This is a genomic window from Actinoplanes sp. NPDC051494, from assembly GCF_044454705.1.
GTDB lineage: Bacteria > Actinomycetota > Actinomycetes > Mycobacteriales > Micromonosporaceae > Actinoplanes.
Genome location: NZ_JBITDZ010000001.1, coordinates 573,507 through 599,182, shown reverse-complemented (window position 1 = coordinate 599,182; position 25,676 = coordinate 573,507). Strand labels below are relative to the sequence as shown.

Annotated in this window: 22 protein-coding genes; 16 read left to right on the top strand and 6 right to left on the bottom strand. The window is 71.2% G+C overall.

The genetic code is table 11. The annotated features are described in order from the left end of the window. Positions 1 to 138: 138 nt before the first annotated feature. From ACIA6A_RS02685 to ACIA6A_RS02675, 3 genes are all read right to left on the bottom strand, one after another. Positions 139 to 1,206, bottom strand: coding sequence for a GNAT family N-acetyltransferase (locus ACIA6A_RS02685; RefSeq protein WP_396095644.1), 1,068 nt, complete (start codon positions 1,204 to 1,206; stop codon positions 139 to 141). A gap of 81 nt (positions 1,207 to 1,287) precedes the next feature. Beyond that, complete coding sequence (locus ACIA6A_RS02680; RefSeq protein WP_396095643.1) at positions 1,288 to 2,031, bottom strand: amino acid-binding protein; 744 nt, start codon at positions 2,029 to 2,031, stop codon at positions 1,288 to 1,290. A 147-nt stretch (positions 2,032 to 2,178) separates the two neighbouring features. Continuing rightward, positions 2,179 to 3,195, bottom strand: coding sequence for a LacI family DNA-binding transcriptional regulator (locus tag ACIA6A_RS02675; protein ID WP_396095642.1), 1,017 nt, complete (start codon positions 3,193 to 3,195; stop codon positions 2,179 to 2,181). Between the two features lie 202 nt (positions 3,196 to 3,397). Here ACIA6A_RS02675 and ACIA6A_RS02670 point away from each other — a divergent pair, with 202 nt between their 5' ends. The 13 genes from ACIA6A_RS02670 to ACIA6A_RS02610 all read left to right on the top strand — a co-directional run bounded on the left by ACIA6A_RS02670 (position 3,398) and on the right by ACIA6A_RS02610 (position 18,803). Further along, positions 3,398 to 4,078: a pyrimidine reductase family protein gene (locus ACIA6A_RS02670; RefSeq protein WP_396095641.1), complete on the top strand. Its 681-nt coding sequence runs from the start codon at positions 3,398 to 3,400 to the stop codon at positions 4,076 to 4,078. Between the two features lie 76 nt (positions 4,079 to 4,154). Then, positions 4,155 to 5,915, top strand: a complete 1,761-nt coding sequence (locus ACIA6A_RS02665) for an ATP-binding protein (protein ID WP_396095640.1) — start codon at positions 4,155 to 4,157, stop codon at positions 5,913 to 5,915. A gap of 9 nt (positions 5,916 to 5,924) precedes the next feature. Next, positions 5,925 to 7,076, top strand: a complete 1,152-nt coding sequence (locus ACIA6A_RS02660) for an exonuclease SbcCD subunit D (protein ID WP_396095639.1) — start codon at positions 5,925 to 5,927, stop codon at positions 7,074 to 7,076. Then, entirely contained in the window at positions 7,073 to 9,577 is a 2,505-nt protein-coding gene (locus ACIA6A_RS02655) for an AAA family ATPase (RefSeq protein ID WP_396095638.1), read from the top strand. The genes ACIA6A_RS02660 and ACIA6A_RS02655 overlap by 4 nt, the downstream gene beginning before the upstream one ends. Further along, a complete protein-coding gene (locus ACIA6A_RS02650) occupies positions 9,574 to 10,545 on the top strand; it encodes a hypothetical protein (RefSeq protein WP_396095637.1) in 972 nt (323 codons plus the stop codon). The genes ACIA6A_RS02655 and ACIA6A_RS02650 overlap by 4 nt, the downstream gene beginning before the upstream one ends. A gap of 950 nt (positions 10,546 to 11,495) precedes the next feature. Beyond that, entirely contained in the window at positions 11,496 to 12,173 is a 678-nt protein-coding gene (locus ACIA6A_RS02645; protein WP_396095636.1) for a sigma-70 family RNA polymerase sigma factor, read from the top strand. Then, positions 12,173 to 12,943 (top strand): anti-sigma factor family protein, encoded by a 771-nt coding sequence (locus tag ACIA6A_RS02640; RefSeq protein WP_396095635.1) that lies wholly within the window; start codon positions 12,173 to 12,175, stop codon positions 12,941 to 12,943. Before ACIA6A_RS02645 ends, ACIA6A_RS02640 begins: the two co-directional genes overlap by 1 nt. A 250-nt stretch (positions 12,944 to 13,193) precedes the next feature. Next, a complete protein-coding gene (locus ACIA6A_RS02635; RefSeq protein WP_396095634.1) occupies positions 13,194 to 13,916 on the top strand; it encodes a hypothetical protein in 723 nt (240 codons plus the stop codon). A gap of 181 nt (positions 13,917 to 14,097) precedes the next feature. Continuing rightward, complete coding sequence (locus ACIA6A_RS02630) at positions 14,098 to 14,844, top strand: DUF4142 domain-containing protein (protein ID WP_396095633.1); 747 nt, start codon at positions 14,098 to 14,100, stop codon at positions 14,842 to 14,844. Positions 14,845 to 14,945: 101 nt separating this feature from the next. Then, positions 14,946 to 16,076 carry a Pecanex-like protein 1 gene (locus ACIA6A_RS02625; protein WP_396095632.1) on the top strand — a complete coding sequence of 377 codons (1,131 nt, stop codon included), beginning with the start codon at positions 14,946 to 14,948 and terminating at the stop codon, positions 16,074 to 16,076. A 293-nt stretch (positions 16,077 to 16,369) separates the two neighbouring features. Beyond that, on the top strand, positions 16,370 to 17,278 hold the full coding sequence (locus tag ACIA6A_RS02620) for a DNA-3-methyladenine glycosylase family protein (RefSeq protein WP_396095631.1): 909 nt from the start codon (positions 16,370 to 16,372) through the stop codon (positions 17,276 to 17,278). A gap of 32 nt (positions 17,279 to 17,310) precedes the next feature. Then, a complete protein-coding gene (locus ACIA6A_RS02615) occupies positions 17,311 to 18,063 on the top strand; it encodes an ROK family protein (protein ID WP_396095630.1) in 753 nt (250 codons plus the stop codon). Next, a complete protein-coding gene (locus tag ACIA6A_RS02610) occupies positions 18,060 to 18,803 on the top strand; it encodes an HAD family hydrolase (protein ID WP_396095629.1) in 744 nt (247 codons plus the stop codon). The genes ACIA6A_RS02615 and ACIA6A_RS02610 overlap by 4 nt, the downstream gene beginning before the upstream one ends. A 118-nt stretch (positions 18,804 to 18,921) precedes the next feature. Here the strand turns inward: ACIA6A_RS02610 and ACIA6A_RS02605 are convergent, their stop codons facing one another. Both ACIA6A_RS02605 and ACIA6A_RS02600 read right to left on the bottom strand, forming a co-directional pair. Further along, positions 18,922 to 19,617, bottom strand: a complete 696-nt coding sequence (locus tag ACIA6A_RS02605) for an alpha/beta hydrolase (protein WP_396095628.1) — start codon at positions 19,615 to 19,617, stop codon at positions 18,922 to 18,924. Beyond that, positions 19,614 to 20,036 (bottom strand): DNA-binding protein, encoded by a 423-nt coding sequence (locus ACIA6A_RS02600; RefSeq protein ID WP_396095627.1) that lies wholly within the window; start codon positions 20,034 to 20,036, stop codon positions 19,614 to 19,616. The genes ACIA6A_RS02605 and ACIA6A_RS02600 overlap by 4 nt, the downstream gene beginning before the upstream one ends. A 113-nt stretch (positions 20,037 to 20,149) precedes the next feature. Between ACIA6A_RS02600 and ACIA6A_RS02595 the strand changes: the two genes are divergently transcribed. Next, entirely contained in the window at positions 20,150 to 20,536 is a 387-nt protein-coding gene (locus ACIA6A_RS02595; protein WP_396095626.1) for a hypothetical protein, read from the top strand. A 12-nt stretch (positions 20,537 to 20,548) separates the two neighbouring features. Here the strand turns inward: ACIA6A_RS02595 and ACIA6A_RS02590 are convergent, their stop codons facing one another. Continuing rightward, on the bottom strand, positions 20,549 to 23,608 hold the full coding sequence (locus ACIA6A_RS02590; RefSeq protein ID WP_396095625.1) for a putative bifunctional diguanylate cyclase/phosphodiesterase: 3,060 nt from the start codon (positions 23,606 to 23,608) through the stop codon (positions 20,549 to 20,551). A gap of 79 nt (positions 23,609 to 23,687) precedes the next feature. On the opposite strand from ACIA6A_RS02590, the gene ACIA6A_RS02585 reads away from it, so the two are divergent. After that, positions 23,688 to 24,338 (top strand): class I SAM-dependent methyltransferase, encoded by a 651-nt coding sequence (locus tag ACIA6A_RS02585; protein WP_396095624.1) that lies wholly within the window; start codon positions 23,688 to 23,690, stop codon positions 24,336 to 24,338. A 95-nt stretch (positions 24,339 to 24,433) separates the two neighbouring features. Beyond that, positions 24,434 to 25,666, top strand: coding sequence for an NRAMP family divalent metal transporter (locus ACIA6A_RS02580; RefSeq protein WP_396095623.1), 1,233 nt, complete (start codon positions 24,434 to 24,436; stop codon positions 25,664 to 25,666). The last annotated feature ends 10 nt before the right edge of the window (positions 25,667 to 25,676 follow it).

The window sequence follows — 25,676 nt, the reverse complement described above, 5'->3', positions numbered from 1 at the left end:
GGTTTTTTTTCCGGGGCCCCCCTCGGCCGGTGGCCTTCCGGGGCTCCTCTGGTTTTGGGGGGGGCCCGCGCTGGGGCATTAAAAACCCACGGGCCGGGGGGGGGCGGGGGGGGCCCCCCCCCCCGCCGCTCTCACCCGTCACCCGGAGGTGGCAGGAGTCTCTTTGGTTGCCGGGTGGCGGTCGGTCACCGGCAGGGTGAGGCTGAGCAGGCCGCCGTCGCGGTCGGCGGGGCCGACGCCGAAGCGGCGCAGGGTGCGCAGGGCGGCCACGTTGTCGGCGCCGACGTGGGCGATGACGGCTTCGAGGTCGGACTGGGCGGCCCAGGTGAGCAGGCGGCGCAGCAGGGCGGTGCCGATGCCGCGGCGTTGCCAGGTGTCCTCGACCAGGACGGCTGCTTCGCCGAGGTCTCCCTCGGCGAGGAGGTTGGCCATGGCGATCACGTGGTCGTCGCCGGTGGCCGGGTCGGTGTGCAGGGCGAGCAGGGTGAGGCCGGCCGCGGGCTCGAGGAAGCGGCGCAGGCGGGCGTCGCTGGGGGATTCGAGGCCGGTGAGGTAGCGGCGCTGGCGGGACTGGGCGGAGCTGTCCGCGTGCAGGCGGCGTACCCCGTCGAGGTCGTCGCCGGTGGCCTCGCGGATCAGGAGCTCGGCGCCGTCGGGGAGCAGGACGGTGGTCCGGCCGGTGGTGCGGCGCAGCAGGGCGCTGCTCACCTCGACCAGGGCCTGGGCCCGCGCGTACTCGGCGGGGGTGAAGGCGGGGGCCGGGCGGACCACCTCGTACGTGCCGCCGGCCGGGTCGATCAGCGTCATGTGCTGTTCGTCGTAGCCGTGCAGGACCACCGTGCCGGCCGGGCGCCAGCGGGCCTCCGCGGCGTCGAGCAGGGCGACCAGCGCCTCGCCGAGGGTGTCGGGGTCGTGCACGAGGCGGCCGGCCAGGGCCAGCGCGCGGGTGGGCTGGTCGGCCAGACCCTGGGCCTCGGCGCGGGTGACGAAGGCCTCCCGGCCGCGGCCCCGGGCGATGGCGGCCTGCAGCTCGTGTTCGGACATGGTGTCGGGGGCGTCGACGAGGAAGTCGTCGACCGCGCCGTCCTCGGTGGTGTGCACCTGGACGGCGAGGATGTTGACCGAGCGCAGTGCGAGACTTGCCGTCAGGACCGATAGGTAACCGGGCCGGTCGTCGACCGTTGCCCTGATCCGCCACAGCGCCATGCCTCGGACCCCCTCATGCCGATGTTCCGAACTTAAGCCTCCCCCGCAGGTGTTACCTGCGTATTGCCTGAGCTGGGGAAACTATGAGGGGTCGATCACAGCCGCTGCGACCGCGGGCACACCGGCCTGGTCGAGGCGGTCGCCGAGGATGACCGCGGCGGCGCGGACGAGCTGGGCGATCCGGTCCACCTCGGTGATGTGGAACGCCGCGGCGGGCAGTTCCTCGTCGTCGGGGCGGGCGATGACCAGGACGAGGCCGGCGCGGCCGAACGGGGCCACGGCGTACTTGGTCTTGTCCGGGCCGAGCATCGGCCGGGCGCGCAGCGGGGTCACCTCGGGGAGGTGCAGCGGGGACGGGGCCCGCCAGCTCGCGTACGCGACGGAGGGTTCGTTGCCGGTCTGCGGGGCCGACGCCGGGCGGGGCGCGGCGGAGCGGGCGGCCCAGTCGGCGGGGACCACCGCGGCGGCGGCCCAGTCGGCGGCCAGCAGCGCGGGGACGGCGTCGACGAGCGTGGCCAGGCCGTCCGCCGGGTTGGCGGCCACCTGGGCCAGGAGCTCGGCGTCGTGACCACCGGAGACCGGTGCGCCGATGGCCTTCCAGATGCCGTCGACCTGGACACCGGGGATGGCGGCGAGGCCGGCGAGGAGTCGCTCGACACGGGACGCGCCCGGCCAGACGACGGTGAAGTCGTCGACGGCCCGGCCACCGAGTCGCTCCAGCACCACCACCTGGACGATGTCGGCGCCGGCCACGCCCAGCGTGCGCGCGACCTGGCCGAGGGCACCGGGGCGGTCCGGAAGAGTGACTCGAACCCGCAGCAACATGCAACTCCTCCCGTCAGGAAGACGGCACGAGTGTGCCGCCGGAGATGCGCCCAGTGTGCCGAGGCGGCATTTCGCGCCCGTTGCGCCACCGTGTCTCGGCCGTCAAGACGCATAGATATGCGCTGAATCACACTAAGAATACGAGGTTCAGGCGGAGCCGCGACGGACCAGGTGGGTGTCGAGCAGAACGTGGGAATTCTCCACCGGCTCCCGGCGGATCCGGCTGACCAGCAGCTCCGCCATGCGCCGGCCCATGTCCTCGACCGGCTGGTGGACCGTGGTGAGCGGGGGCTGGGTCTGCGTCGCGACCGGCGCGTCCTCGAAACCGACCACGGCGACGTCCTCCGGCACGCGCCGCCCGGCCTCCCGGAGCACCCGCAGCGCACCGCCGGCCATCAGGTCCGAGGCGGCGAACACGGCGTCGAGGCCGGGCTCGCGGTCGAGCAGGGCCCGCATGGCGCTCGCGCCGCCGTCCTCGCTGAAGTCGCCGTACTCGATCAGCTCGGCGCCGCGTACGGCGGACCGGTAACCGGCCAGCCGTCCGCGGCCGACCTCCATGTCCTGCGGGCCGGCCACCGTCGCCACCCGGCGGGCGCCGTTGTCCTGCAGGAACTCCACCGCCTGGCAGGCGCCGGCGACGTTGTCGACGTCGACGAAGAAGTCCTCCGCGTGCGGGTCCACCGGGCGGCCGCCGAGCACGAACGGCATGCCGCGCTCGCGCAGGATCGCGGGCAGCGGGTCCTCGTCGTGCAGCGACAGCATCAGGACGCCGTCCACGTGATGGCCGGTCAGGTGATTCACGACACGTTCGCGCTGCTCGGGCGAGGCGGCCATCGCCAGCCACAGCTGCAGCGGCGTTTCCATGAGCGCGGAGTTGATCCCGCGCAGGACCCCGGCGAAGAACGGCTCGCCGAAGAGCCGCTCCTGCGACTCCGAGACCACCAGCGCCACCGAGTCGGTGCGCTGGGTCACGAGTGAGCGCGCGGCCCGGTTGGGCACATAGCCCAGCTCCTGGATGGCGGCCTCGACCGCGGCCTTGGCCTGCGGGCTGACCTGCGAGGAACCGTTGAGGACGCGGGAGGCGGTGCCCCGGCCGACCCCGGCGCGAGCCGCGACGGCGTCGAGCGTCGGGCGTCCCGGAGAGCGGACAGGCTGCCTGGTCATGGGCGCATTATTCTCCTGCTTCACGGCCCGTGTCTGCCCGGACCTGCTGGGTACGCAATAGCATGGACGGCATGATCTGCCGCGCCTGCAAGGAGCGCCGGCACCAGGATTGCCGAGGCCGGTCCTGGTGCGACTGTCAGCACCGGCCTGTGGTTCCCACACCGCCGGTGACTGGTCCCGCATCCCCATGATCTCCTAGGTCATGATCCCTGAAGACTTGCACGCCCGCTACCCGCGGATGCCGGCGCCGACACTGCGGGTCAACTTCGTCAGCAGCATCGACGGCGCGGCGACGGTCGACGGCAGGTCAGGCGGGCTGGGCGGGCCGGGCGACAAGAAGATCTTCGACACGCTGCGTACGGGTTGTGACGCCCTGGTGGTCGCGGCCGGCACCGTCCGCGCGGAGAACTACGACGCGTTGCGTCTCGACGAGGCCGGGCGACGATGGCGTACGGATCGAGGTCTGCCCGAATTTCCTCTGATGGTGATCGTTTCGGGCTCCCTCGACCTCGATCCCGGGCAACTCGTCTTCACCGACGCGCCGATCCGGCCGCTCGTCTTCACCCGCGCCGGCAGCGAACCGCCGCCGGGCCTGGCCGGGGTCGCGGAGATCATCGTGATGGCGGACCTCGCTGGGCTCGTCGCGGAACTCCATCGTCGCGGCGCTACCCAGATCCTCTGCGAGGGCGGTCCGCACCTGTTCGGCGCACTGATCGCGGAAGACCTGGTCGACGAGCTCTGCCTGACCCTGTCGCCGTTGCTCGCCGGCGGCTCCTCCGGCCGCATCGCGGCCGGGACCGACGGCCCACCGCGCGAGATGGCCCTGCACGGCGTGCTGTCCGAGGGTGACATGCTCTTTCTCCGGTACGCGCGCAGTCGCTGAAACCGGTGGACAAGCCTGTGGATATCGCGCGCCGACCCACGTGCCGTCCGACAACTTGTCAGACCCCTGGTGCAACATGATCGGCGTGTCCGATCAACCTGAAGGTGCCAACGACCCGGTCGGGCGTGTGCTCGGCACCGCCGACGCGACCCCGCTGCAGTTCTGGACGGCGGTGACGCCGGGCAGCTACCTGCAGCTCGACGACGTGGTCGTGACGAAACGAGACCTGCCCGACCGGGAGCCGGTCACGATCGCCGGCGTGGTCACCCAGGTCCGGGCCCGGCACGAGGGCGCCCAGTTCGACTCGGACGTGTTCGCGATCGCCGAGGGCACGCTGCCCGCCCTGGTGCAGGAGGCCGCCGAGATCACCACCACCCGGGTCGACCCGGAGCTCTATGTGCCGCCGGCCCCCGGCGCGGTGGTGCACCGGGCGTCCGGCGCGGCCCGCGACGCGGCGCTGCACTTCGACCGGATGGAGCGCCGGGTGCCGATGGGCACCGGCCGGGACGGCGTGCCGGTGTTCCTCAACGCCGACTTCCTCGACGGCACCCGCGGCGCGCACGTGTCGATCTCGGGCATCTCCGGCGTGGCGACCAAGACGAGCTTCGCGACGTTCCTGCTGTATTCGGTGTTCCGGTCGGGTCAGCTCGGCGCCGACGGCACCAATGCCCGGGCGCTGATCTTCAACGTGAAGGGCGAGGACCTGCTCTTCCTCGACCACCCGAACACGAAGCTCGACGATCCGACCCGCGCGGCGTACAAATTGCTCGATCTGCCGGCGACGCCGTTCCCGGACGTGCGGGTCTATGCCCCGCCCCGGGCGAACGACTCCTCCGGCGCGCCCGACGTCGCCAGCCGGCTCACCGGGGTCGACAGCTTCTACTGGACGATCGAGGAGTTCTGCGAGAAGCGGCTCCTGCCGTACGTGTTCGCCGACGCCGACGACGAGCGCCAGCAGTACACGATGGTCGTCCACTCGGTGACCGCCCACCTGGCCCGGCACGCCGTCCCGGCCGAGGGCGGCATCAGCATCGACGGGCGCCGGCTCGGGTCCTACAGCGACATGGTCGACCACATCGTCGACCAGCTCACCGACGACGAGACCCGCTCCACGTGGGCCGGCAGCGCGGTCAACATGGGCACGGTCAACGCGTTCGCCCGGCGGCTGATCGGCAGCAAGCGTGACCTGTCCCGGTTGATCCGCGGTGACCTCGCCGCCCGCCGGCCGCACCAGATCAAGACCGCGGAGAGCGCCCAGGTCACCGTCGTCGACCTGCACAACCTGCCGGACCGCGCCCAGCGGTTCGTGGTCGGTGTCACGCTCAAGACCGAGTTCGAGGACAAGGAGAAGGCGGGCACCGGCCGGCCGCTGCTGTTCGTGGTCCTCGACGAGCTCAACAAGTACGCCCCCCGCGAAGGCTCGTCGCCGATCAAGGAGGTGCTGCTCGACATCGCCGAGCGCGGCCGTTCCCTGGGCGTGATCCTGATCGGGGCCCAGCAGACCGCCAGCGAGGTCGAGCGCCGGATCGTCACCAACTCCGCGATCCGGGTCGTCGGCCGGCTCGACCCGGCCGAGGCGTCCCGCCCGGAGTACGGCTTCCTTCCCCCGGCGATGCGTCAGCGCGCGCTGCTCGCCCGCCCCGGCACGATGTTCGTCAACCAGCCCGACATCCCGGTGCCGCTCTGCGTGGAATTCCCGTTCCCGGCCTGGGCGACCCGCAAGTCCGAGTCGGGGCCCCCACCGGCCGATACGATGCGCTCGATCGTGCAGGGCGTCGACCCGTTCGCGGTCGTCGGCGGGCGTAGTGGCTCGTCGGACGACGACATCCCGTTCTAAGGTTCTGCGATGCGCATCCTGCACACATCCGACTGGCATGTCGGAAAGGTCCTCAAGGGACGCACCCGGCACGAGGAACACATCCAGGTGCTGGGCCAGGTCGTCGACGTCGCCCGCGCCGAGCGGCCCGACCTGGTGATCGTGGCCGGGGACCTCTACGACAGCGCGGCGCCCACGCCCGACGCCACCCGGGTGGTGACCAGGGCGCTCACGGCGCTGCGCGCGACCGGGGCCCGGGTCGTCGCCATCGGCGGCAACCACGACAACGGGCCCGCGCTGGACGCGCTGCGCCCCTGGGCCGACGCGGCCGGGATCGAGCTGCGCGGGTCGGTCCGCGACAAGCCGGAGGACCTGATCCTCACCGGCGAGACCGAGGGCGGCGAGCGCTGGCAGCTGGCCGCCCTGCCGTTCCTGTCCCAGCGTTACGCGATCCGGGCCGTCGAGATGTACGACCTGACCGCGGCCGAGGCCAACCAGACGTACGCGGACCACATCGCCCGCCTCATCGCCCGGCTCACCGAGGGCTTCACCGACCCCGGCACGGTCAACCTGCTCACCGCGCACCTCACGATCGTGGGGGCCAGCTCCGGCGGTGGCGAGCGCGAGGCCCACACCGTCATGGGGTACGCGGTTCCCGCCACGGTCTTCCCGCAGAACGCCCACTACGTCGCGCTCGGCCACCTGCACCGCTCGCAGCGCGTCATCGGCCCCGGCCCGGTGCGGTACAGCGGCAGCCCGCTGGCCATCGACTTCGGCGAGGAGGAGAACGTCTGCTCGGTCGCGATCGTCGACGTCTCCACCGACAAGGCGGCACAGACCCGCGACGTGCCGATCACCTCGGCCAAGACGCTGCGGACCGTACGCGGCACCGTCGAACAGCTCGCCACGGTGAACCTTCCGGACGCCTGGCTGCGTGTCTACGTCCGTGAGACGCCCCGGGTGGGTCTGCGCGAGGACGTGCAGGAGCTGCTGCCGAACGCGCTCGAGGTACGGATCGACCCCGACATGATCCCCGACCGGGCAGGGGAGCGGATGGCGCAGCGGGCCGGCCGCTCACCCCGCGAGCTCTTCGGTGACTACCTCGACAACAAGGGCACCACCGAGGAAGGCGTACGCGAACTCTTCGACGAGCTCTACGACGAGGTGAGCAGCACACAATGAGGCCTCTGCGGCTCGACATGGCCGGTTTCACGGTGTTCCGGGAAGAGACCACGGTCGACTTCACCGACGCCGACTACTTCGCTCTGGTGGGCCCGACCGGTTCGGGCAAGTCGACCGTGCTCGACGCGATCATCTTCGCGTTGTACGGCACCGTCCCCCGCTGGGGTGGCAGCCGCGGCATCGTCAACGCGCTCTCCCCGTCGGCGACCGAGGCCCGGGTCCGGCTCGTCTTCGAATCGGCCGGCTCGCGCTACGTCGCGACCCGGGTGGTGCGCCGCGACGGCCGGGGCAACGTCAAGACCGCCGGTGCGGGCCTGCAGCTCATGCCGCCCGGTTTCGACGCCACCCGCCTCGACACCGGGATGAGCCTGGACGACCTCGGCGACGTCATGGCCGGCACCCCGGCCGAGATGGAGACCGCGATCGTCGACGCGGTCGGCCTGCCGTACGAGCAGTTCACCAGCTGTGTGGTGCTGCCGCAGGGCCAGTTCGCCGACTTCCTGCACGCCAAGCCGGCGGTGCGCCAGCAGATCCTCGTCAACCTCCTCGGCCTGCACGTCTACGAGGAGGTGCAGACCAGGGCGACCGCGCGGGCGAGCAAGGCCGAGGCCCAGCTCCAGGTCGTCGACCAGGCCCTCGACGGGCTCGCCGACGCCGACGACGCGGCGGTCGAGCAGGCCGCGGCCCGGCTCGCCACGATGCGGGAGCTGACCGCGGCGGTCGAGCAGGCGGTGCCGAGGCTCAAGGAGGTCCGCGACCGCGAAGCCACGCTGGCCGCCGCCCGCGACGCCGTCGCCCAGGAACTCGCGGCGCTATCCCGGGTGCGTACCCCCGAGGGCAGCGCGCGGGTCGCCGAGGTCGCGGCCACCGCGCGGACCGAGGCCGAGAAGGCGGCCACCGGCGTGCGCGCCGCCGAGGAGCACGAGGAGAAGGTACGCGGTGAGCTCTCCGCCGCGGGCGACGCCGGTTCGCTCGGGTTGCTGCTCGACCGGCACGTCGAGTTCGACCGGCTGACCGGGCAGGCCGAATGGTTCGCCGGGCAGGTGTCGGTCGCCGAGGTCGAATGGAAGGACGCGGTCGCCGGCGCCGAACTCGCCCACCACGCCCACCTGGGTGCCGAGCAGCTGCTCGAACAGGCCCGGCTCGACTACGCCGAGGCGCAGACCGCCGACCGGGCGGCCGCCCTGCGCGCCCACCTCATCGCCGGTCACGAATGCCCGGTCTGCGAGCAGCGGGTGACCGAGGTCCCGCCGATGCCCGAGGGCTCGGCCGTGCAGATGGCCGAACGCCAGGGCAAAGCCGCCCGGTCCGCGGCCGACGTGGCCACCACCGGCTGGAAACAGCGCGACGCGGTGGCCCGCGAGCTGGAACGCGGCCTCGACCGCAAACGGGCCCAGTTCGAACACCACAAGGCGCGGCTCGCCGAGGTCAAGGCGGCCCTGGCCGACTCACCCGGTCAGGACGCGCTCAAGGCCCAACTCGCCGAGCTCACCAGGTTGCAGCGCAAACTGGACGGCGCGGGCACCGATGTGCGCACGGCCCGGGAGGCCCAGCGCCGGGCCCAGGCCGCGGTCGGTGCCGCGGAGGAGCAGCAACGGACCGCTTGGCGCGCGTTCGACGCCGTACGCGACGCTGTCGGTCGTTTCTCGCCGCCCCCGGCCGACCGTGACGATCTCGCCGGGGCCTGGTCCACGCTGGTCTCCTGGGCTCTGGAATCCGCGCGGCAGCGCGAGGCCACCCAGGCGCAAGCGGTGGCGGCGGCCGAGTCCGCCCACGCCGAGACACAGCGGGCCCGGGACGCCGTGGTGGAGCTGTTCACCGCGGCCGGGCTCGCCCGCCCGGTCAGCTCCGCCCGCAGCGCCGGGGCGGACGCCGACCTGATCCGGGCGGCGGCCGTCGCCGCGGAACGCGCCGAGGCGGCATGGCAGCGCCTCAGCGAACGCCGCGAACAGGCCCAGGAGTTCGCCGAGCAGCGGGCCGGCCTGGTGCGCGACAACCGGGTCGCCAAGTCCCTCGCCGGGCACCTGCGCGCCAACAACTTCGAGCGCTGGCTCCTGGAGGAGGCCCTCGACCTGCTGGTCGACGGCGCGTCGCGGATCCTGCGCGAGCTCACCGGCGGGCAGTACGACCTCATGCACGACAAGGGCGAGTTCTACGTCGTCGACCACCACGACGCCGGCCTGCGCCGCGGGGTCCGCACGCTGTCCGGCGGCGAGACGTTCCAGGCCTCCCTGGCCCTGGCCCTCGCCCTGTCCGAACAGCTCGCCGGCATGTCCACCACCGCGGCGAGCCTCGAGTCGATCGTCCTCGACGAGGGATTCGGCACCCTCGACGCGGCCACCCTCGACGTGGTCGCGGCCACCCTGGAGAACCTCGCCGCCCGCGGCGACCGCATGGTCGGCGTGGTCACCCACGTGCACGCTCTGGCCGAACGCGTCCCGGTCCGCTTCGAGGTCCGCAAGGACGCCCGCACCGCACACGTCGAAAGGGTCGGCCTGTGACCAGGATGTTCGTCGACGCGTGGGACCCGTCCTACGGCGCCTCGTTCGAGGGCGGGGACGCCGCCGACGGCCCCGGTTCCCCGAGCAGCGCCCAGGTGGACACCGACGTCGAGATCCCGACCGCCCAGTGGGCCCCGATCGACGTCCCGGCCCACCGCAAGGCCCCGGACGTCGTCTTCCTCGTCGACGGGGTGCGCCGCAACGACGCCGGCCTCTGGACCGCGGAGGAGGACGGCCAGTCGTACCCGGGGCTCGCGGCGTCGTACGCGGCCGGGGTGGTCCGCTGCGACCTGCGCAACGGCATCGCCGAACTGGCCGGCGCCCGGGTCGCCCGCGGCCTGTTCACGGCCAGCCCCACCGCGGAGGACATCCAGGCCGGCTCGGTGCGCTACGAGGTCCGCCGGGTCAGCGGCCCGGGCGAGGCCAGCAAACTGCCCGCCGCGGTCCAGGCCCCGCTCACCGCCCTCGAGATCGACATCTCCGGCGAGGCCCGCGACCACGGCTCCGACGGCGCGGACCTGCTGGTGGTCGACGGCCCGCTGCGCAACCGGCGCCATCTCCCCCGGACCATCGGCTACATCAAGACCCAGCAGAAGCAGTACCTCCCGGCATCGTTGACGACGGTCGTCACCGGCCTGAAGCCGGCCCAGCGAACCCCGGTCTTCGCCATGGGTACGGTCTGGGGCGGCTGGTCCTGGTACCTCCGCCTCCCCGGCGCCTCGGGCGCACCATGGGCGGGCATCGTCCGCATCGAGTGCTCGCCGGACCTGAGCCCGGACGAGGCCATCGAGCTGGCCGAGCTGTCCGGGGCGACGCTGCCCAGGTTCGCGTCCTCGGCCTACAAGGATCCCCGGGCCCCGCAGAACCTCGTGCCGATCGCCGGCCTCGAGCGCCGCCTCCGCGGCCTCCTGGGCGACTCCCGGATCCTGCACCGAGCCCTGACCCTGGCCACGACCCGCCTCCGCTGACCCCGAGCCACCCCCGCGGCCGCCCCTGGCCGCCCACGAAGTGGCCCGAGCCGCCCCCGGCGGACCCTGGCCGCCCACGGGGTGGTCCGAGCCGCCCCCCGGCCGACCCTGGCCGACCACGAGGTGGTCGGTCCGGTCGCACCGCTCCGCCGGCCCGGCGGGTGGTTGGCCGGCTGGACCGCTTTGTCGGCCCATCATGTGGGCTATCCGGTTCGGCCGGGACGGCTCGGTCCGTTCGGTCCACCCGGCTCGGTCCATCGGCCCGGGTCGTCCGCCGTGGCCCGGCGCCGGCCGTCCGGTGCGGCCCGCTGGGCCCGGGACGCCGACTGTCACCCCGGATCGACTGATTTGGAGGGCGCGGCCCGCCTCGCCCGGATATTTCAGATTGATCCCGGACCGCCCCGCGCCGGACGGCGGTGGAGCGTCCCCTCCGGAGGGCCGGATTGCGGTGCGCGATCCGGATGACCTGGGCGGATCCGGATCCGCGGACTTCGATGGCTGTCTAATTTGCCACCTTCGCACCTTTCAGCGGTAGGTGGCGGGACCTGCTCAGCGTCGTCGCCAGACTACTCAATGGTGATGCCCGACGGCCCATTTGCGACGGCGTGTGAATGGTCTGTGACGGTGTGCTGATAAGGCATCCGCCGAGCGTGTGGGATGCGCACTACGCGTCTGTCGACGTAGCCGTTTCGCTGAGTATTATTCGCGTGCCCCTGGAACCATATCGGTTTCCATGGATGTTGCGCCCCCTGATGCGCGTCCCGAGATCCCGCGTTGTGCGGGTCAACGGGCGTGCCCTTACGCGCCTCGAACCGGAGGAACCTCTTGCGACTGCGCGTCCATGCTCCCGCGCCTCCGCATCGCCCGGAAATTTTCCCGTCGGCTTTGATCCCCGCGGGCCTCGCCGCCCGTACTAGGGGCGACGGGGAAAGCACCGGCAGGAGGAATCGATGCATGCGACGGTCATGGAGCGACCAGCACCGGACGAGGTGCGCGTCATGACGCAGCAGCGTTCCGGAGGCCGGTGGCGGGCACTCGACGGAGGCCGTAGTGCGGAGAGTGATGTACCGGTGATGCCGCGACAGGCCCGCCATGAGGCCGGGTCCGCGACCGCGAGTCACGAGGACACCCTCGTTCGGATGCTCTACGAGGAGCACGCGGGGCCCTTGCTGATGTTCGTCCTCCGGCTCACCGGCGGTGACCGCCAGCGGGCCGAGGACATCGTCCAGGAGACGCTCCTGCGGGCGTGGCGCAACGCGCACCGCCTCGGGGCGCAGGGCCAGCAGTCGTTGCGGCCCTGGCTGGTCACGGTGGCCCGGCGGATCGCGATCGACGATCACCGCAGCGTGACCGCCCGGCCCCCGGAGACGTACGACCGGGAGCTGGAGAGTTTCCCCAGCACCGCGGACGACACCGACCGGGTGCTCCAGCTGATGACGGTGACCGACGCGCTGAAGACGCTCAGCCAGTCGCACCGTGAGATCCTGGTCGAGACCTACTTCCGTGGCCGGACCGTCCCGGAGGCCGCCGACGTGCTCGGCCTGCCTCTCGGCACGGCGAAGTCGCGGGTGTATTACGCCCTGCGGGCCCTGCGTACGGCTCTGCAGCAGCGGGGGGTGACGGAGTAATGACACAGGAACAGCACTTCGATGTCGCCGCGTACGCGCTCGGTGTTCTCGACGAGCGTGACGCCGAGCGGTTCGAGGATCATCTGATCGACTGCCCGGCGTGTGCGATCGAGCTGGAGTCGCTGCTGCCGGTGGTGGACATCCTCAGTGATGTCGACGCCGACGCGCTGGTGGCGACCGAGCAGTCGCGCAAGGACGGCCTCGTCCTCAAGCAGATGATCGGCGAGGTCAAGAAGGAGCGGCGCAAGGCCAACAGCCGCCGGCTCTACTCGCTGGCCGCCGCGGTCGTCGTCTTCGCGATGCTGTCGATCGGCGCGCTCTTCGCCGGTGGGCAGTGGTTCGGATCGGAGCAGGCCCCGGCGACCACCGTGCAGCGTTCGAGCGGCGAGCTGGACCCGCTGCCCAACACCGGTGAGGGCATCGGCATCGGTGGCGCGGATCTGGTCGGCGAGCTGGTCGGCGCCGAGGACCCGCGTACCGGGGTGAAGGCCGAGGTCGCCTATCAGCCCAAGGACTGGGGCACCCAGATCTCCTTCGCGGTGTCCAACATCGACGGCCCGCGGGTCTGCCGGCTGGTCGCGGTGCGCACCAACGGCAGCACCGAGGTGCTCTCCACCTGGAACGTGGGCGAGAAGGGCTGGGGCACGAACGCTCAGCCGAAGCCACTGATGCTGCAGGCCGTCACGGCACTGTCACGTTCGGAGATCGCCAACGTCCTGGTGGAGGAAGTCTCCGCCGACGGTGCGACGAAGACGCTCGTCCGCGTCTGACCCTTTCGACAGCAAAGCCCGGCCGCTTCATTGCGGCCGGGCTTTTTTGTACCCAAAGAAATGGCGTCGTCACGCGTAGCGACGAAACGCCAATGGGGTCCGTCATTTACGGATCGTGGGGCTGAAGGGTTCAAAGAAAATTCTGGGAAATTGATCCGGTCAATGTTCAACCCCGGCGGCCCCGCCGCCGTACTACTGGCCGAACACGGAGATGAATGATCAAAGTGGAGGGCAGGCTCTCGTGGTACCGGTGAAGCGAAAGATGATCGTCGTCAGCGCTGCGATCGCGGCGGCGTTCGCGCTGCCCGGTTGCGCCCCGGCGGGCTATGGCCAGGACGGCGCCACGGACAGTGCCGACTACGGTGCCGAGCCCGCGGCCAACGCGGTCGCGGCCACCCCCGGCGCGACGGCGTCCCCGGACGCCACGGCGGGCGCCGAGGCTGAGGGCGAGGACGACTCCGACGCTCCTGAACTGAGCGAGGACGAGGTCACCAGCGAGCTCACCGCCGCCTCGGTGAAGAAGATGGGCGAGACCGTCCAGAACCAGGACGGCTTCGTGCTGTACCGGTTCGACAAGGACAAGACCAAGCCCGAGGTGGTCTCCAACTGCAAGGGCGACTGCGAGAAGATCTGGCCGGCGGCGCTCATCAACAAGGGTGAGACCCCGAAGCTCGAGGGCGTCGACGCGAAGCTCGTCGGCACCGTGGAGCGCGAGGACGGCTCGCTGCAGCTGACCCTCGACAAGTGGCCGCTCTACACCTACATCGGTGACAAGGAGCCGGGCCAGTGGAAGGGCCAGAACGTCGCCTCGGCCTGGTTCGTGATCACCCCCGAGGGCAAGAAGAACCTCACCTGCCTCCCCCCGCCGTCGAAGGCCGTCGCGCCGCCGGCGGAGGAGGAAGAGGAAGAGCCCACCGCTGACGCCACCAGTGGTCCCGCGGACGCCGACGCCGGTTCCGACTACAGCTACTGACCGGGCCATAAGTTCTCTTTAATTCGGCTCGGCCGGAGCCTTGTTCCATTGCGACACCGCACGAACTGCTTCTAGCGTTTCCGGCGTCGACATGATTCGCCGGAATCGATTCCCCAAACCGTTGTCGGAGGTGTGAAAGATGATTGCCGCCCGCTCCTCTCGCCGGTCGCAGCGCTGGCTTGTGGGCGTACTGGCAACGACCCTCGCGTTCCTGCTGGCTCCGGCCGGCATCGCCAGGGCCGCTGATGGTGTTCCGGTTCCGCCGAACACCGGTCTCACCGACGACGGTGCGGGCTCGGTCTCCGCCGCCGACAAGGACTTCGTCATCAAGGTCCGGCTCGCCGGGCTCTGGGAGATCCCGGCCGGCAACATGGCCCAGGAGAAGTCCGACGACGATACGGTGAAGAAGATCGGATCCACGATCTCCGCCCAGCACGTCGCGCTGGACAAGCTGGACCTCGCGGTCGCCAAGAAGCTGGGCATCCAGCTGCCGAACCTGCCGAACCCGGACCAGCAGGGCTGGCTGGACGAGATGGACGCCGCGCCCACCAGCAAGCAGTTCGATCAGGTCTACATCGATCGGCTGCGGGCGGCGCACGGCAAGATCTTCCCGGCGATCGCGACGATCCGGGCCAGCACCCGCAACGACTCGGTCCGCAAGCTGGCCCAGCAGGCCAACCAGTTCGTGATGACGCACATGACCCTGCTGGAGAGCAGCGGGATCGTCGAGTACGGCTCCCTGCCGACGGCACCCGCGCCGGCGGCGGCGACGGGTGCCGGCCCGGTGCCGGTCGACAACGCGATGCTGGTGGCGGCGAGCAGCTCGGGCGGCGTGCCCGGAGTGAGCACGTCGGTCATCCTGCTCGTCCTTGCCGGGGCCCTCGTGGCCGGCGTGGTCACCACGATGCGCATCTTCCGGACGCGTTAGTTCTCCAAATCAGTTCGCGACCGGGCCATTCGGCCGGGTCGTAGGCATCACCCCGGCGGCTCCGCCGCCCGTCACGTGTGGACACAGAAAGGTGTCAGCAAATGCGAAGGTCGCACTACCGGCGCGAATCCAGGTTCCCCGCATGGTTCACCGGTCGGCGCCGGATCATCGCCGCGGTAGCCACGGTGGTTGCTTTCGGCAGCATCGTCACCGTCACACAGGTGTCGGACGCGAGCACGAAGAGCCGGAACCAGCAGCGCGCTCTGGCCGCTTGCAACAACATCCAGGCGCCGAAGAAGTCGCAGCTCTCCACCGAGACGAAGAAGGGCACCTACACCACCAACAAGGGCAAGGTGACCCAGCACGCGGACGACGGTGCCGGTGACGTCGCCAGCACCGAGACGCTGCGCACCCGGTGCCGCAACTGGATGAACAACAACAACGGCGGCGGCAACAACAACGGTGGCAACAACGGCGGTGGCAACAACAACGGTGGCGCCTCCGCGAGCCCCGTGGCGTCGGCCAGCACGGCTGCAGGCGGCGGCAACACCGGTGGCAACAACGGCGGTGGCAACAACGGCGGTGGCAACAACAACGGCGGTGGCAACAACGGTGGTGGCCAGGCCACGACCCCCGCGACCCCGCCGCCCGGCGCCGGCCTCGGCATCCTCGCCAACAGCTGCGACGACAGCCAGCTGGAGCCGCACGACGGTTTCCAGAACGGCAACCGCTGTGTCTCCACCGAGTTCGGTGAGGTCGGCGTCGCCGAGAACAACCCGTCGCTGCTGATCACCCAGGCCCCGACCAACGTCGGCGTCAACGAGGCGTTCACCCTCCAGGTGAGTACCCGCAACCTGATCCGTGACCGCTTCCTCGCGGCCGGCCAGGGTGGCTACTACGTCGAGTCCTCCGTGCTGCAGAACGGTCTCGTCCGCGGTCACTTCCACACCGCCTGCCGCGTCCTGGGCAGCACCACCGAGGCTCCGGACCCGGCTCCGGTCCCCGCGTTCTTCGTCGCGACCGAGGACGGCAAGGGCGGTGCGGCTCCCGACGTCGTCTCCATCCAGGTCCCCGGCCTGCCGAACGAGGGCACCTTCCAGTGCGCCTCCTGGGCCGGTGACGGTTCGCACCGTATCCCGATGATGCAGCGCGCCAACGAGACCCCCGCGTTCGACGCGGTCCGGGTCGAGGTCGGCGGCGGCAACAACAACGGTGGCAACAACAACAACTAGCTAGGTACGGAGCCCTTGCCGCACCGGAATCCCGAACCCCGCCACAAGCGGGGGACCCCCCATCGGTGACCGGACGTCGTCCATCCCCCTGCGGACGACACCAGCGGCAGGCGGTTCGAGCACGGAAACGGCTGACGAAAGGAGGCGCGGGACCGGCTCGGATCGAGCTTCCAGCTCCGCCAACCGGGTGACGCGGACCGACTCGGGTCTCCGCCAACCCACTCCGATGGCCCTGACCGGGAGCGCGGTCAGGGCCATCGGCATGCGCGCGGAAGATACGTATAGTGGCCCGGGTGACGAAGACGCTGGTCAGGCGGCTGGACCTGCCCGAGGGGTACCAATTCACCCGTACCCTGCGCAGTCTGCTCGTGGTCCGTCACGACCCCTGCGGCCGGTTGGACGGCAACCACTTCCGCCTCACCGCCCGTACCCCCGATGGTCCTGGGTCCTTGCAGCTGGACAGAGCGGGCGCGGAACTGACCGCGACCACGCACGGACCCGGCGCCGGCTGGCTCGCCGAGCGCGCCGACGCGATCGCCGGGCTCCGCGACGACCTCGGCGACTTCCCCGGCCTGGCCGCCGCACATCCGCTGGTCGCGCGGCTGGCCAAAACCTTCGCGGGGGTACGCTATCCGGCCACCGGCCTGCTCTTCCCCCGCCTGATCCGGGCGGTCCTCGAGCAGAAAGTCACCGGTATCGAAGCGCACCGTGCCTACCGGGCCCTGGTCAAGCACTTCGGCGAGCCCGCACCCGGCCCGGACGGCCTGCTGCTGCCCCCGGACCCGGAAGCGGTCGCGGCCACCGCCTACTGGGTGTTCCACCCGTTCGGCGTCGAGCAACGGCGCACCCAGGCCCTGTTGCGCGGCGCGGCCCAGGCGGCCCGGCTGGAACGCTGCGCGGACAGCGCCGAGGCGACCCGCCGGCTGACCGCCATCCCCGGGATCGGTCCGTGGACCGCCGCCGAGGTGGTGCGCACCACCTACGGCGACCCGGACGCGGTCAGCGTCGGCGACTTCCACATCCCCAACACGGTGGCCTGGGCGCTCGCCGGTGAACCCCGCGGCACCGACGCCCGGATGCTCACCCTGCTCGAGCCGTTCGCGGGCCACCGGGGCCGGGTCTGCGACCTACTGGCCGCCGGCGGGATCACCGCGCCCAAGTTCGGCCCGCGGATGCCGATCCGCTCCTTCGCCCGCTTCTGACCTGCCCCAGGGGCAGCTGGCACACTCTAGGCGTGGCATTCACGTTGACGATCGATTGCGGTGGCGGCGGCATCAAGGGGTCCGTCCTGGACGAGGCGGGCACGATGCGCGCGCAGCCCTTGCGGGTGCCGACGCCGTACCCGTTGCCCCCTGACCTGTTCGTGAAGACCCTGGTTGCGCTGGGGGAGCGGTTGCCGACCGCGGACCGGGTGACCGTCGGCATGCCGGGCATGCTGCGCCACGGCGTGGTCGTGGCGACCCCGCACTACATCACCCGCAGCGGCCCCCGCACCAAGATCGACCCGGAGCTGCAGGACGCCTGGTTCGGCTTCGACGCCCGCACCGCGCTGGCCGAGGCGTTCGGCCTGCCCACCCTCGTGCTCAACGACGCCGAGGTGCACGGCGCCGGCGTGGTCGCGGGCACCGGCTGCGAACTCGTGCTGACGCTCGGGACCGGCCTCGGCGCCGCGCTGTTCGACGGCGGTGAGCTCGCTCCGCACCTGGAGCTCTCCCAGGCCCCGGTGCGCTGGGGCATGAGCTACGACACCTACATCGGCGAGCACGAACGCCGCCGGCTCGGCGACGCGCTCTGGTCCCGCCGGGTCCGCAACGTCGTCGAGGGCCTGCGCCCGGTCTTCCTGTGGGACCGCATCTACCTCGGCGGCGGCAACTCCCGCCTGATCACCCCGGCGCAGCTGGCCCGGATGGGCGACGAGGTGGTGGTGGTGCCGAACACGGCGGGCATCGTCGGCGGCGTCCGCGCCTGGACCCTGGGCACCCGATGACCGCCGTCCCGGCCCCGGCCGCCCTGCTGCTCGACTTCGGCGGCGTCCTCGTCGAGGCGGCCGACCCCACCGACGACCCGGCGACCCCGGCGCTGGTGCTCCGGCTCCACAACCTCGCCGAGGGCACCCTCACCCCGGGCGAGATCGGCCGGTCGCTGACCACGGGGCTGGCGGCGTACGCGGCCTGGAGAGACCTGGACGAACCGGCCGAGCTCGGCCACGAGGAGGTCTGGGCCCGCTTCATCACGCCGTCCTGGCCGGCCCCGGCTCGCGAGGCGGTGCGCCGGAACGCGAGCAAGCTCAGCTATGACGTGGCCTGGAAACCGACCTGGGAGCTGCGCCCGGGCATCCCCGAGGCGTTGCGCGCGGCCCGGGCCGCCGGCCTGCCCATGGCGGTGGTCAGCAACACCATCTGCGGCGCGGCCCACCGCGACTTCCTCACCCGGGCGGGCGTCGGCACCCTGTTCAGCACGCAGATCTACAGCGACGAGGCCGGCGTCCGCAAACCCAACCCCGAAATGATCTGGTACGCGGCCCGCGAACTGAACGTCCCCACCGGATCCTGCTGGTTCGTCGGTGACAGCTACCGCCGCGACGTCGCCTGCGCCCGCCGGGCCGACGCGGGCGCGGCGATCCTGTTCCGCTCCCGCCGCACCACCGGGGAGGACCCGGCCGGTCACCCCCAGCCGGACGCGACCGTGGAAGACGGTTTCGGCCTCCGCGACCTGCTACCGCTGTAGGTCTCCAGAGCGTTACCGGCTGCTGCGGTTCTCCGGCCAATCGTGCCTGGCCGGAGAAGTGTGACCGCGGTCAAGCCCGGCCGCGGTCAAGCCCGGCCGCGGTCAAGCCCGGCCGAGGTCAAGCCCGGCCGAGGAATTCGAGCACCCGCCGCGGACCGTCGTGCAGAACGTTGTGCCGGGTCGGCCATTCCTCGTAGTGCCAGGCCGGATCGTCGCGCAGCTTCTCCATCGTCACCGGGGCCTGCAGCCCGCCGGGCGTCTCGGTGGCCGCGGCATACAGCTTGACCGGCACCCGCTTCCATGCCCCGGTGAGCCGGATCCGCTGCACCAGCGTGGCCAGCGGGTGCGGCCGGGCCCGCTCGTCGAAGAACGGCAGCGGAGCAATACCCAACCCGTCACCCCCGACCCCGTCGATGTACGACTGCCGGTTCGCGACGGTCGTCATGCTCCACGTCGAGTCACCGTCATCGGGAACATCGGTGTCCAGATGCACCAGCGCCGCCACCCGCTCCGGCAGCCGATCGGCGGCCGCGGTGATGAGGAACCCGCCGTAGCTGTGCCCGACCAGGACGACCCGCTCGTCGCTGGCCAGCCCGTCGCTGGCCGGCCCGTTGGTGGCCCGCTCGACCGCGGCCACGGTCTCGTCGATGTGCGTGTCCAGATTGACGACCATCTCCCGCAGGTCGTCATCGGGACCGAGGCCCGCCGGGGTCAGCGCGTGCGCCTCATGGCCGTCCGCCACGAGCGCGTCCACCACCGGCTGATACCACCAGCCGCCATGCCACGCGCCGGGCACAAGGATGAAAGTGGTCACACCCCATCCTCCTCCCCGGACCGTGCTTCCAGCCGCTCATAGCGCTGCTTGGCTGCCTGCGGCGTGTTGAGCCCGAGACCGAAGGCGATGTCCTGCCAGGTCATCCCCCGGCTGCGTGACGCGGTGATCAGATCGAGTTCGATCGCGTTCAGGTCGGCCCGGGCGCTGGGCAGCAGCGTGAGCGCGGCAACAAGATCACTCCGATCGACGGCTTCCTCGTGCGGAGCGGCCACGATCGATCCGCCGACCAGCCCGGTCACCAACCGCAGCACCTCCTCGGGCGAAGCCGCGGTGGGGTGGGTCTGCCGCTGCCGAAGCTCAGGGCTGCCGGCATGGCGCTCGGAAAGATGCGTCAACGCCCGGAACGACCGCTCCACCCGCTGCGCTGCCGGGTCGGGTCGAGCAAAGATGTCTGGCATGGCTTCAATACTGACACATCAACATATTATTTTCAACAAAATGTTGAGGCAACGGCCGTGGAGGAACTGTCGCGGGAGGAATTTAAGTGATCGTGGGGCGGATGATGGGGTGCGTGGACGGTGACCTCGTTGCGGCTCTGGGACCGGTTCTGCATGACCTCGGCGGGCTGAGTGGGGTGCTGCCTGAGGTCCGGGACGAGCCGTGGGCCGGAGCGCCGGGGACCGCCGGCGTCATGCTCTATGCCTCGGACGGCAGCGGCATGGGGGTCGCCGTCACTCTGGGTCAGGCGCGGTCCGTGCAGGTCGCTGAGGTGGCCGACCAGGTGCAGGAGTGGGCGGTGGAAGCGCTCTGGATGCTGGGCCGGCCTACGAACTGGCCGCCCTGCCCCCACCATCCTGCCGCTCACCCGCTCGCGCCCATGGAAGAGGGCGGCCGGGCTTTCTGGACCTGCCCGGTCAGCGTCGTCCAGGTCTGCGAGATCGGCGACCTGGCGGTGTGACCCGCGATGGGGTCAGGCTGCTACCGGCTGGGGGGTGCGTAGCCAGGTCAGGGCTTCGGTCGGGTCCAGGGGCTCGGAATAGTAGTAGCCCTGACCCAGCGGGCAGCCCAGGCGGGTGAGGACGCGTTTGTGGGCCGCGTCCTCGATGCCCTCGGCCACCACCGTGAGACCCAGCGACTGGGCGAGGCTGACGATGCCGCTGACCAGGGCCAGCTGCTGAGTGTCACCGAGCATGTCGTCGATGAACATCTTGTCGATTTTGAGGACGTCGATGGGGCGCTGGCGGAGGTAGCCGAGCGACGAGTATCCCGTACCGAAATCGTCGATCGCGATCTTGATGCCCATGTCGCGCAGCGCGGCCAGGTCGGTCCAGATCTTCTCGTCGTCGCCCATGAGGAGGGTTTCGGTGATCTCCAGCATGAGGGCCTGCGGCGGGACGCCGGCGTATTCGAGGGAGGCCCGGACCTGTTCCACGAATCCTTGCTGGCGGAATTGGCGGACCGAGACGTTGACGCTCACGTAGGGGCGGCGGACCCGGGGCAGGATGCGCCACCATTGGGCGACCGTGTGCAGGGCCTGGTCCAGGACCCAGCGGCCCATGGGCACGATGAGTCCGCTTTCTTCCGCGACCTCGATGAACTGGTCGGGGGCGATGACGCCGCGGGTCGGGTGGTGCCAGCGGACCAGGGCCTCGAAGCCGACCGCCTCGTCGCCGTTGAGTTTGACGATGGGCTGGTATTGGAGCAGGAAATGGCCCTCGTTGACCGCGTGGTCCAGTGCCGAGCGCAGTTCGAGGCGTTCGACCATCGCGCTGTGCAGGTGGTTCTGGTATCGCCGCCAGCGATTCTTGCCGGCCCCCTTGGCGACGTACAGGGCGAGGTCGGCCTGGCGCAGGAGTTCGTCGGCGGTGTCCGCCTCGGGGGTGGTGGTGATGCCGACGCTCGCGTTCGCCTGCAGGGTCTGGCCGTCGACGATGATCGGCGGGGCGAGCGCGGCCAGGATCCGTTCGGCGGTCTCCTCGACCGCGCCGGGGTCCTGGACGTTCTCGACGAGCGCGGCGAACTCGTCGCCGCCGAGGCGGGCCGCGGTGTCGTCGGCGCGCAGGGCGGCGGAGATGCGTTCGGCGACCGCGATGAGCAGCTGGTCGCCGACGGCGTGGCCGAGTGTGTCGTTGACGATCTTGAAGTCGTCGAGGTCGATGAACAGGACGCCGACCACCGAGCCGTCGCGGGCGCCGCGGGCCAGCGCGTGCTGCAGCCGGTCGGCGAACAGGACCCGGTTGGCCAGGCCGGTGAGCGAGTCGTGGAACGCCTGGTGGATCAGTTCGCGTTCGAGGCGGCGGCGCTCGGTGACGTCGCGCAGGGTGACCACCATGCCGGCGACGGTCGGGTCGGTGCGCAGGTCACGGCAGTGCATCTCGAGCATTACCTCGGTACGCCGCCGGCCCACCGCCCGGAAGTCGAGTCCTTCGGCCGGGGTGTCGCCGATCCGGATCGCCCCGAGCACCTCGGCCAGCCGCTGCCGGTCGCCGGGGTGGATGAGGTCGGGCAGCAGCACGCCCGCGGGGTCGGCGCCGAGCACGTGGACGGCGGACGGGCTGGCGTACCGGACCCGGTTCTCGTCGTCGACGATGAGGATGACGTCGGAGGTGTTCATGACGAGCGTACGGAAGTAGGCCTCGCTGTTGCGGCGGATGACCTCCTGGCTGAGCGCGATCCGTTCCAGGGCGAGCGCGACCTGGGTGGCGAGCACCTCGAGGGCCTGTTGCAGGTCGAGCAGGGCCCAGGTGGGGGCGCCGACATGCAGGATGCCGACAAGCGGGTCGCCGGCCGGACGGTCGGCGAGCACCAGCGGGCAGCGCAGCACCATCGGGAACTGGTTGAGCCGCACGGCGACGGCCCAGTCGATCTCGCGGACGGAGACCAGCCGGGCGGCGGTGCCGGCGACCCGGTCGTGGGCGCTCTGGGCGGCGGCTTCCGGGGTGGCCGGTTCGTCGGGGGCGTTGAACGCCATCGCGAGGACCACCCGGTGCGGGGTGTCGGCGGGCAGCAGGGAGGCGACGGCCTGCCGGACGGCTTCGGCGACCTCGTCGGAGTCGGACGCGGAGACCAGGGCAGCCGAGGCCTGGCGCAGGCCGCGCTCGCGGGTGACGGCCAGCCGGTTGCTGGCCATGACACCGGCCAGCCGGGCCAGGACCAGCACGAACGTCAGGGCGCTGAGGGCGGCGACGACGGTCAGGTCGGGCACCTCGCCGTCGATGCCGACCTGGATGATCAGCACCGCGGGGGCCATCAGGGACGCCAGGGCGAGCAGGGCGAGCCGGACCCGGCCGAGTTCTTTCGGGGCGACCAGGGCGGGCTTGGTGAGCCCGGTCATGGTGGGATCGAGCGCGGCGAGGCCCGCGGCGGTGAGGAACGAGATGCGGCCCAACCCGGCGAGCGTGCCGGCCTGATCCTCCAGCGAGGGCAGGTTGTAGGCGATGTCCGAGAGCAGCATCGTGAGCACGCCGGCGCCGAGCCAGGCGGCGGCGATCGGGCGGCGGCCGGGGCTGATCAGCAGCCGGGCGAGCGCGGCGAGGCAGGCCAGGCCGCAGAGCGGGAAGACCACGGACAGCCAGCGGTCACCGGTGGCCAGGCCGGGTTCGCGGACGTGCGGCCCGATCACGAACGTCCAGGCGAGCAGCGCGACGCCGGAGGTCAGGGTGAGCGCGTCGAGCAGTCCACCGCGGTCCCGGTGGCCGCTGCCGCGGTGCCGGGTGAACAGCAGCAGGGCGGCGCCCAGCATGGCGAAGACGGCCAGCAGCAGTGCGACGCCGGCGCCGTGCAGCAGGGGCACCGAGCCGGCGGTGAACGCGAGCGAGCCGGCCGTGGACACCGCGACGGTGCCGGCCAGCAGCTGCCAGGGTCCGAGCCGGTCGGGGCGGTGCCGCCGGATGCCGAGGCCGATGACGGCCAGCGTGGCGGCACAGGCGAGGACCCGGGCGGGGGCCTGCCAGGCCGTCCCGACGGTGAAGAGCGCGCCGAGCACGACCATCCAGCCGCCGAAAAGGGCAGCGGCCAGCCTTGTCGGCATCGGATCCCCTTCCCCGGGCTCGTGCGGCGACGCCACCCTGATCGGTTCCTCGCCGCGGCAACTGAGCAGAATCGACGGGGTGTCCACTGCCACCGAGTTCGTCCGCGAGAACACCCGGGTCGCGCCCGTACCCTTCGTTCCCGAGCTGGTCCTGCACCAGGCCGAGGAGCCGATCGAGCTCTGGGAACGCACCGAGGCCGCCGGTGCCGAGCAGCCGCCGCCGTTCTGGGCGTTCGCCTGGGCCGGCGGGCAGGCCCTGGCCCGTCATGTGCTGGACCATCCGGAGCTGGTCGAGGGCCGGGACGTGCTCGATCTGGCGACCGGGTCGGGCCTGGTCGCGATCGCCGCGGCGAAGGCCGGGGCCCGGTCGGTGACCGCCAACGACATCGACCCGCTCTCGCTGGCGGCGACGCAGGCCAACGCCGGGGCCAACCGCGTCCGGGTCACGCTGAGCGAGGAAGACCTTCTCGACCGGGGGTACGACGAAGCCGGCGTGATCCTGGCCGGCGATGTCTTCTACAGCCGGGAGATGGCGGGCAAGGTGCTCCCGTTCCTGCGCAGGGCCGCCGGGCGGGGTGCGTTGGTGCTGGTCGGCGACCCCGGCCGGGCCTATCTGCCGGTCGAGGGGATGGTGCTGCGTGAGGCGTACGACGTCCCGGTGAACGAGGCGCTGGAGAGCGTGCCGATGCGGCGCACGAGCGTGTGGCAGGCGGTTTTTACGTACCGTTAACCGCAGATTGTTGAACAACTCTTGTGGGATCGTTCAACAATCCCTAGCGTCAGGGGTGCTCCTCCCATCGACAAAAAACGATCTAGGAGAGCCCCATGCCGACGACGGACACGACCGCCACCGCTCCTAGCAGCACCCGCCGCACCGCGCTCATCGGCGCGATCTTCCTGATGGCCACCAGCGCCATCGGGCCCGGTTTCATCACCCAGACGACCACGTTCACCGCGAAGCTGGGCGCCGCGTTCGCGTTCGGCATCCTGATGTCGATCCTGGTGGACTTCGTGGTCCAGATGAACATCTGGCGCATCATCTCGATCAGCGGCAAGCGCGCCCACGAGATCGCGAACGCGGTCGTCCCCGGAGCCGGATACCTGCTGGCAGCGCTGGTCATCGTCGGCGGCCTGGTGTTCAACATCGGCAACGTGGCGGGCTCGGGTCTCGGCCTCGACGCCGCGCTCGGGCTCCCTCCCAAGACCGGCGGCCTGATCAGCGCGGTGCTGGCCGTCTCGATCTTCGTGATCAAGCGGGCCGGGCTCGCGATGGACCGGCTGCTCATCGTGCTCGGCCTGCTGATGATCGCGCTGACGCTGTACGTCGCGATCGTGTCCGGCCCGCCGGTCGGGGCGGCGCTCACCCAGGCGGTGGTGCCGGACACGATCGACTTCGCGGCGATCACCACGATCATCGGCGGGACGGTCGGCGGGTACATCACCTATTCCGGCGCCCACCGGCTGCTGGACAGCGGCACCACCGGGCCGGAACACGTCCGGGAGGTCACCCGCGGTGCGCTCACCGGCATCGCCGTCACCGGGCTCATGCGCTTCCTGCTGTTCCTCGCCATCCTCGGCGTGGTCTCCGGCGGCGTCGCGCTCGACACCAGCGGCAACGCCACCGCCCAGGCGTTCGCGTCAGCGGCCGGGGAGTTCGGTCAGCGCGCGTTCGGCGTGGTGCTGTGGGCGGCGGCGATCACGTCGGTCATCGGTGCCGCGTACACCTCGGTGTCGTTCTTCTCGGCCTTCTCGGCCCGCCTGGCCGAGCCCCGCGCCCGATCCTGGGGCACGGTCGCGTTCATCGCCGTCTCGACGGTGATCTACCTGCTGCTCGGCACCGCGCCGTCGGCGCTGCTGGTCTTCGCCGGCGGCTTCAACGGGCTCATCCTGCCGATCGGATTCACCATCCTGTTGTACGCGGCATGGCTCCGGCGAGAGCTGCTGCGCGGTTACCGATACTCGACGTGGCTGCTCGTGCTCGGAGCGCTGGTCGCGGCGTTGACCTGGTACATGGGGGTCGTTTCGGCGCGCACGATCTTCGACTACCTGGCTGGGTAAGGAGAACCCG

What these genes read in the sequence shown, in the direction of transcription:
- ACIA6A_RS02685 (WP_396095644.1), bottom strand. Translation starts at nt 1,206, where the DNA reads ATGGCGCTGTGGCGGATCAGGGCAACGGTCGACGACCGGCCCGGTTAC.
- ACIA6A_RS02580 (WP_396095623.1), top strand. Translation starts at nt 24,434, where the DNA reads ATGCCGACGACGGACACGACCGCCACCGCTCCTAGCAGCACCCGCCGC.
- ACIA6A_RS02625 (WP_396095632.1), top strand. Translation starts at nt 14,946, where the DNA reads ATGCGAAGGTCGCACTACCGGCGCGAATCCAGGTTCCCCGCATGGTTC.
- ACIA6A_RS02640 (WP_396095635.1), top strand. Translation starts at nt 12,173, where the DNA reads ATGACACAGGAACAGCACTTCGATGTCGCCGCGTACGCGCTCGGTGTT.
- ACIA6A_RS02675 (WP_396095642.1), bottom strand. Translation starts at nt 3,195, where the DNA reads ATGACCAGGCAGCCTGTCCGCTCTCCGGGACGCCCGACGCTCGACGCC.
- ACIA6A_RS02660 (WP_396095639.1), top strand. Translation starts at nt 5,925, where the DNA reads ATGCGCATCCTGCACACATCCGACTGGCATGTCGGAAAGGTCCTCAAG.
- ACIA6A_RS02680 (WP_396095643.1), bottom strand. Translation starts at nt 2,031, where the DNA reads ATGTTGCTGCGGGTTCGAGTCACTCTTCCGGACCGCCCCGGTGCCCTC.
- ACIA6A_RS02590 (WP_396095625.1), bottom strand. Translation starts at nt 23,608, where the DNA reads ATGCCGACAAGGCTGGCCGCTGCCCTTTTCGGCGGCTGGATGGTCGTG.
- ACIA6A_RS02610 (WP_396095629.1), top strand. Translation starts at nt 18,060, where the DNA reads ATGACCGCCGTCCCGGCCCCGGCCGCCCTGCTGCTCGACTTCGGCGGC.
- ACIA6A_RS02665 (WP_396095640.1), top strand. Translation starts at nt 4,155, where the DNA reads ATGATCGGCGTGTCCGATCAACCTGAAGGTGCCAACGACCCGGTCGGG.
- ACIA6A_RS02670 (WP_396095641.1), top strand. Translation starts at nt 3,398, where the DNA reads ATGATCCCTGAAGACTTGCACGCCCGCTACCCGCGGATGCCGGCGCCG.
- ACIA6A_RS02645 (WP_396095636.1), top strand. Translation starts at nt 11,496, where the DNA reads ATGCATGCGACGGTCATGGAGCGACCAGCACCGGACGAGGTGCGCGTC.
- ACIA6A_RS02655 (WP_396095638.1), top strand. Translation starts at nt 7,073, where the DNA reads ATGAGGCCTCTGCGGCTCGACATGGCCGGTTTCACGGTGTTCCGGGAA.
- ACIA6A_RS02600 (WP_396095627.1), bottom strand. Translation starts at nt 20,036, where the DNA reads ATGCCAGACATCTTTGCTCGACCCGACCCGGCAGCGCAGCGGGTGGAG.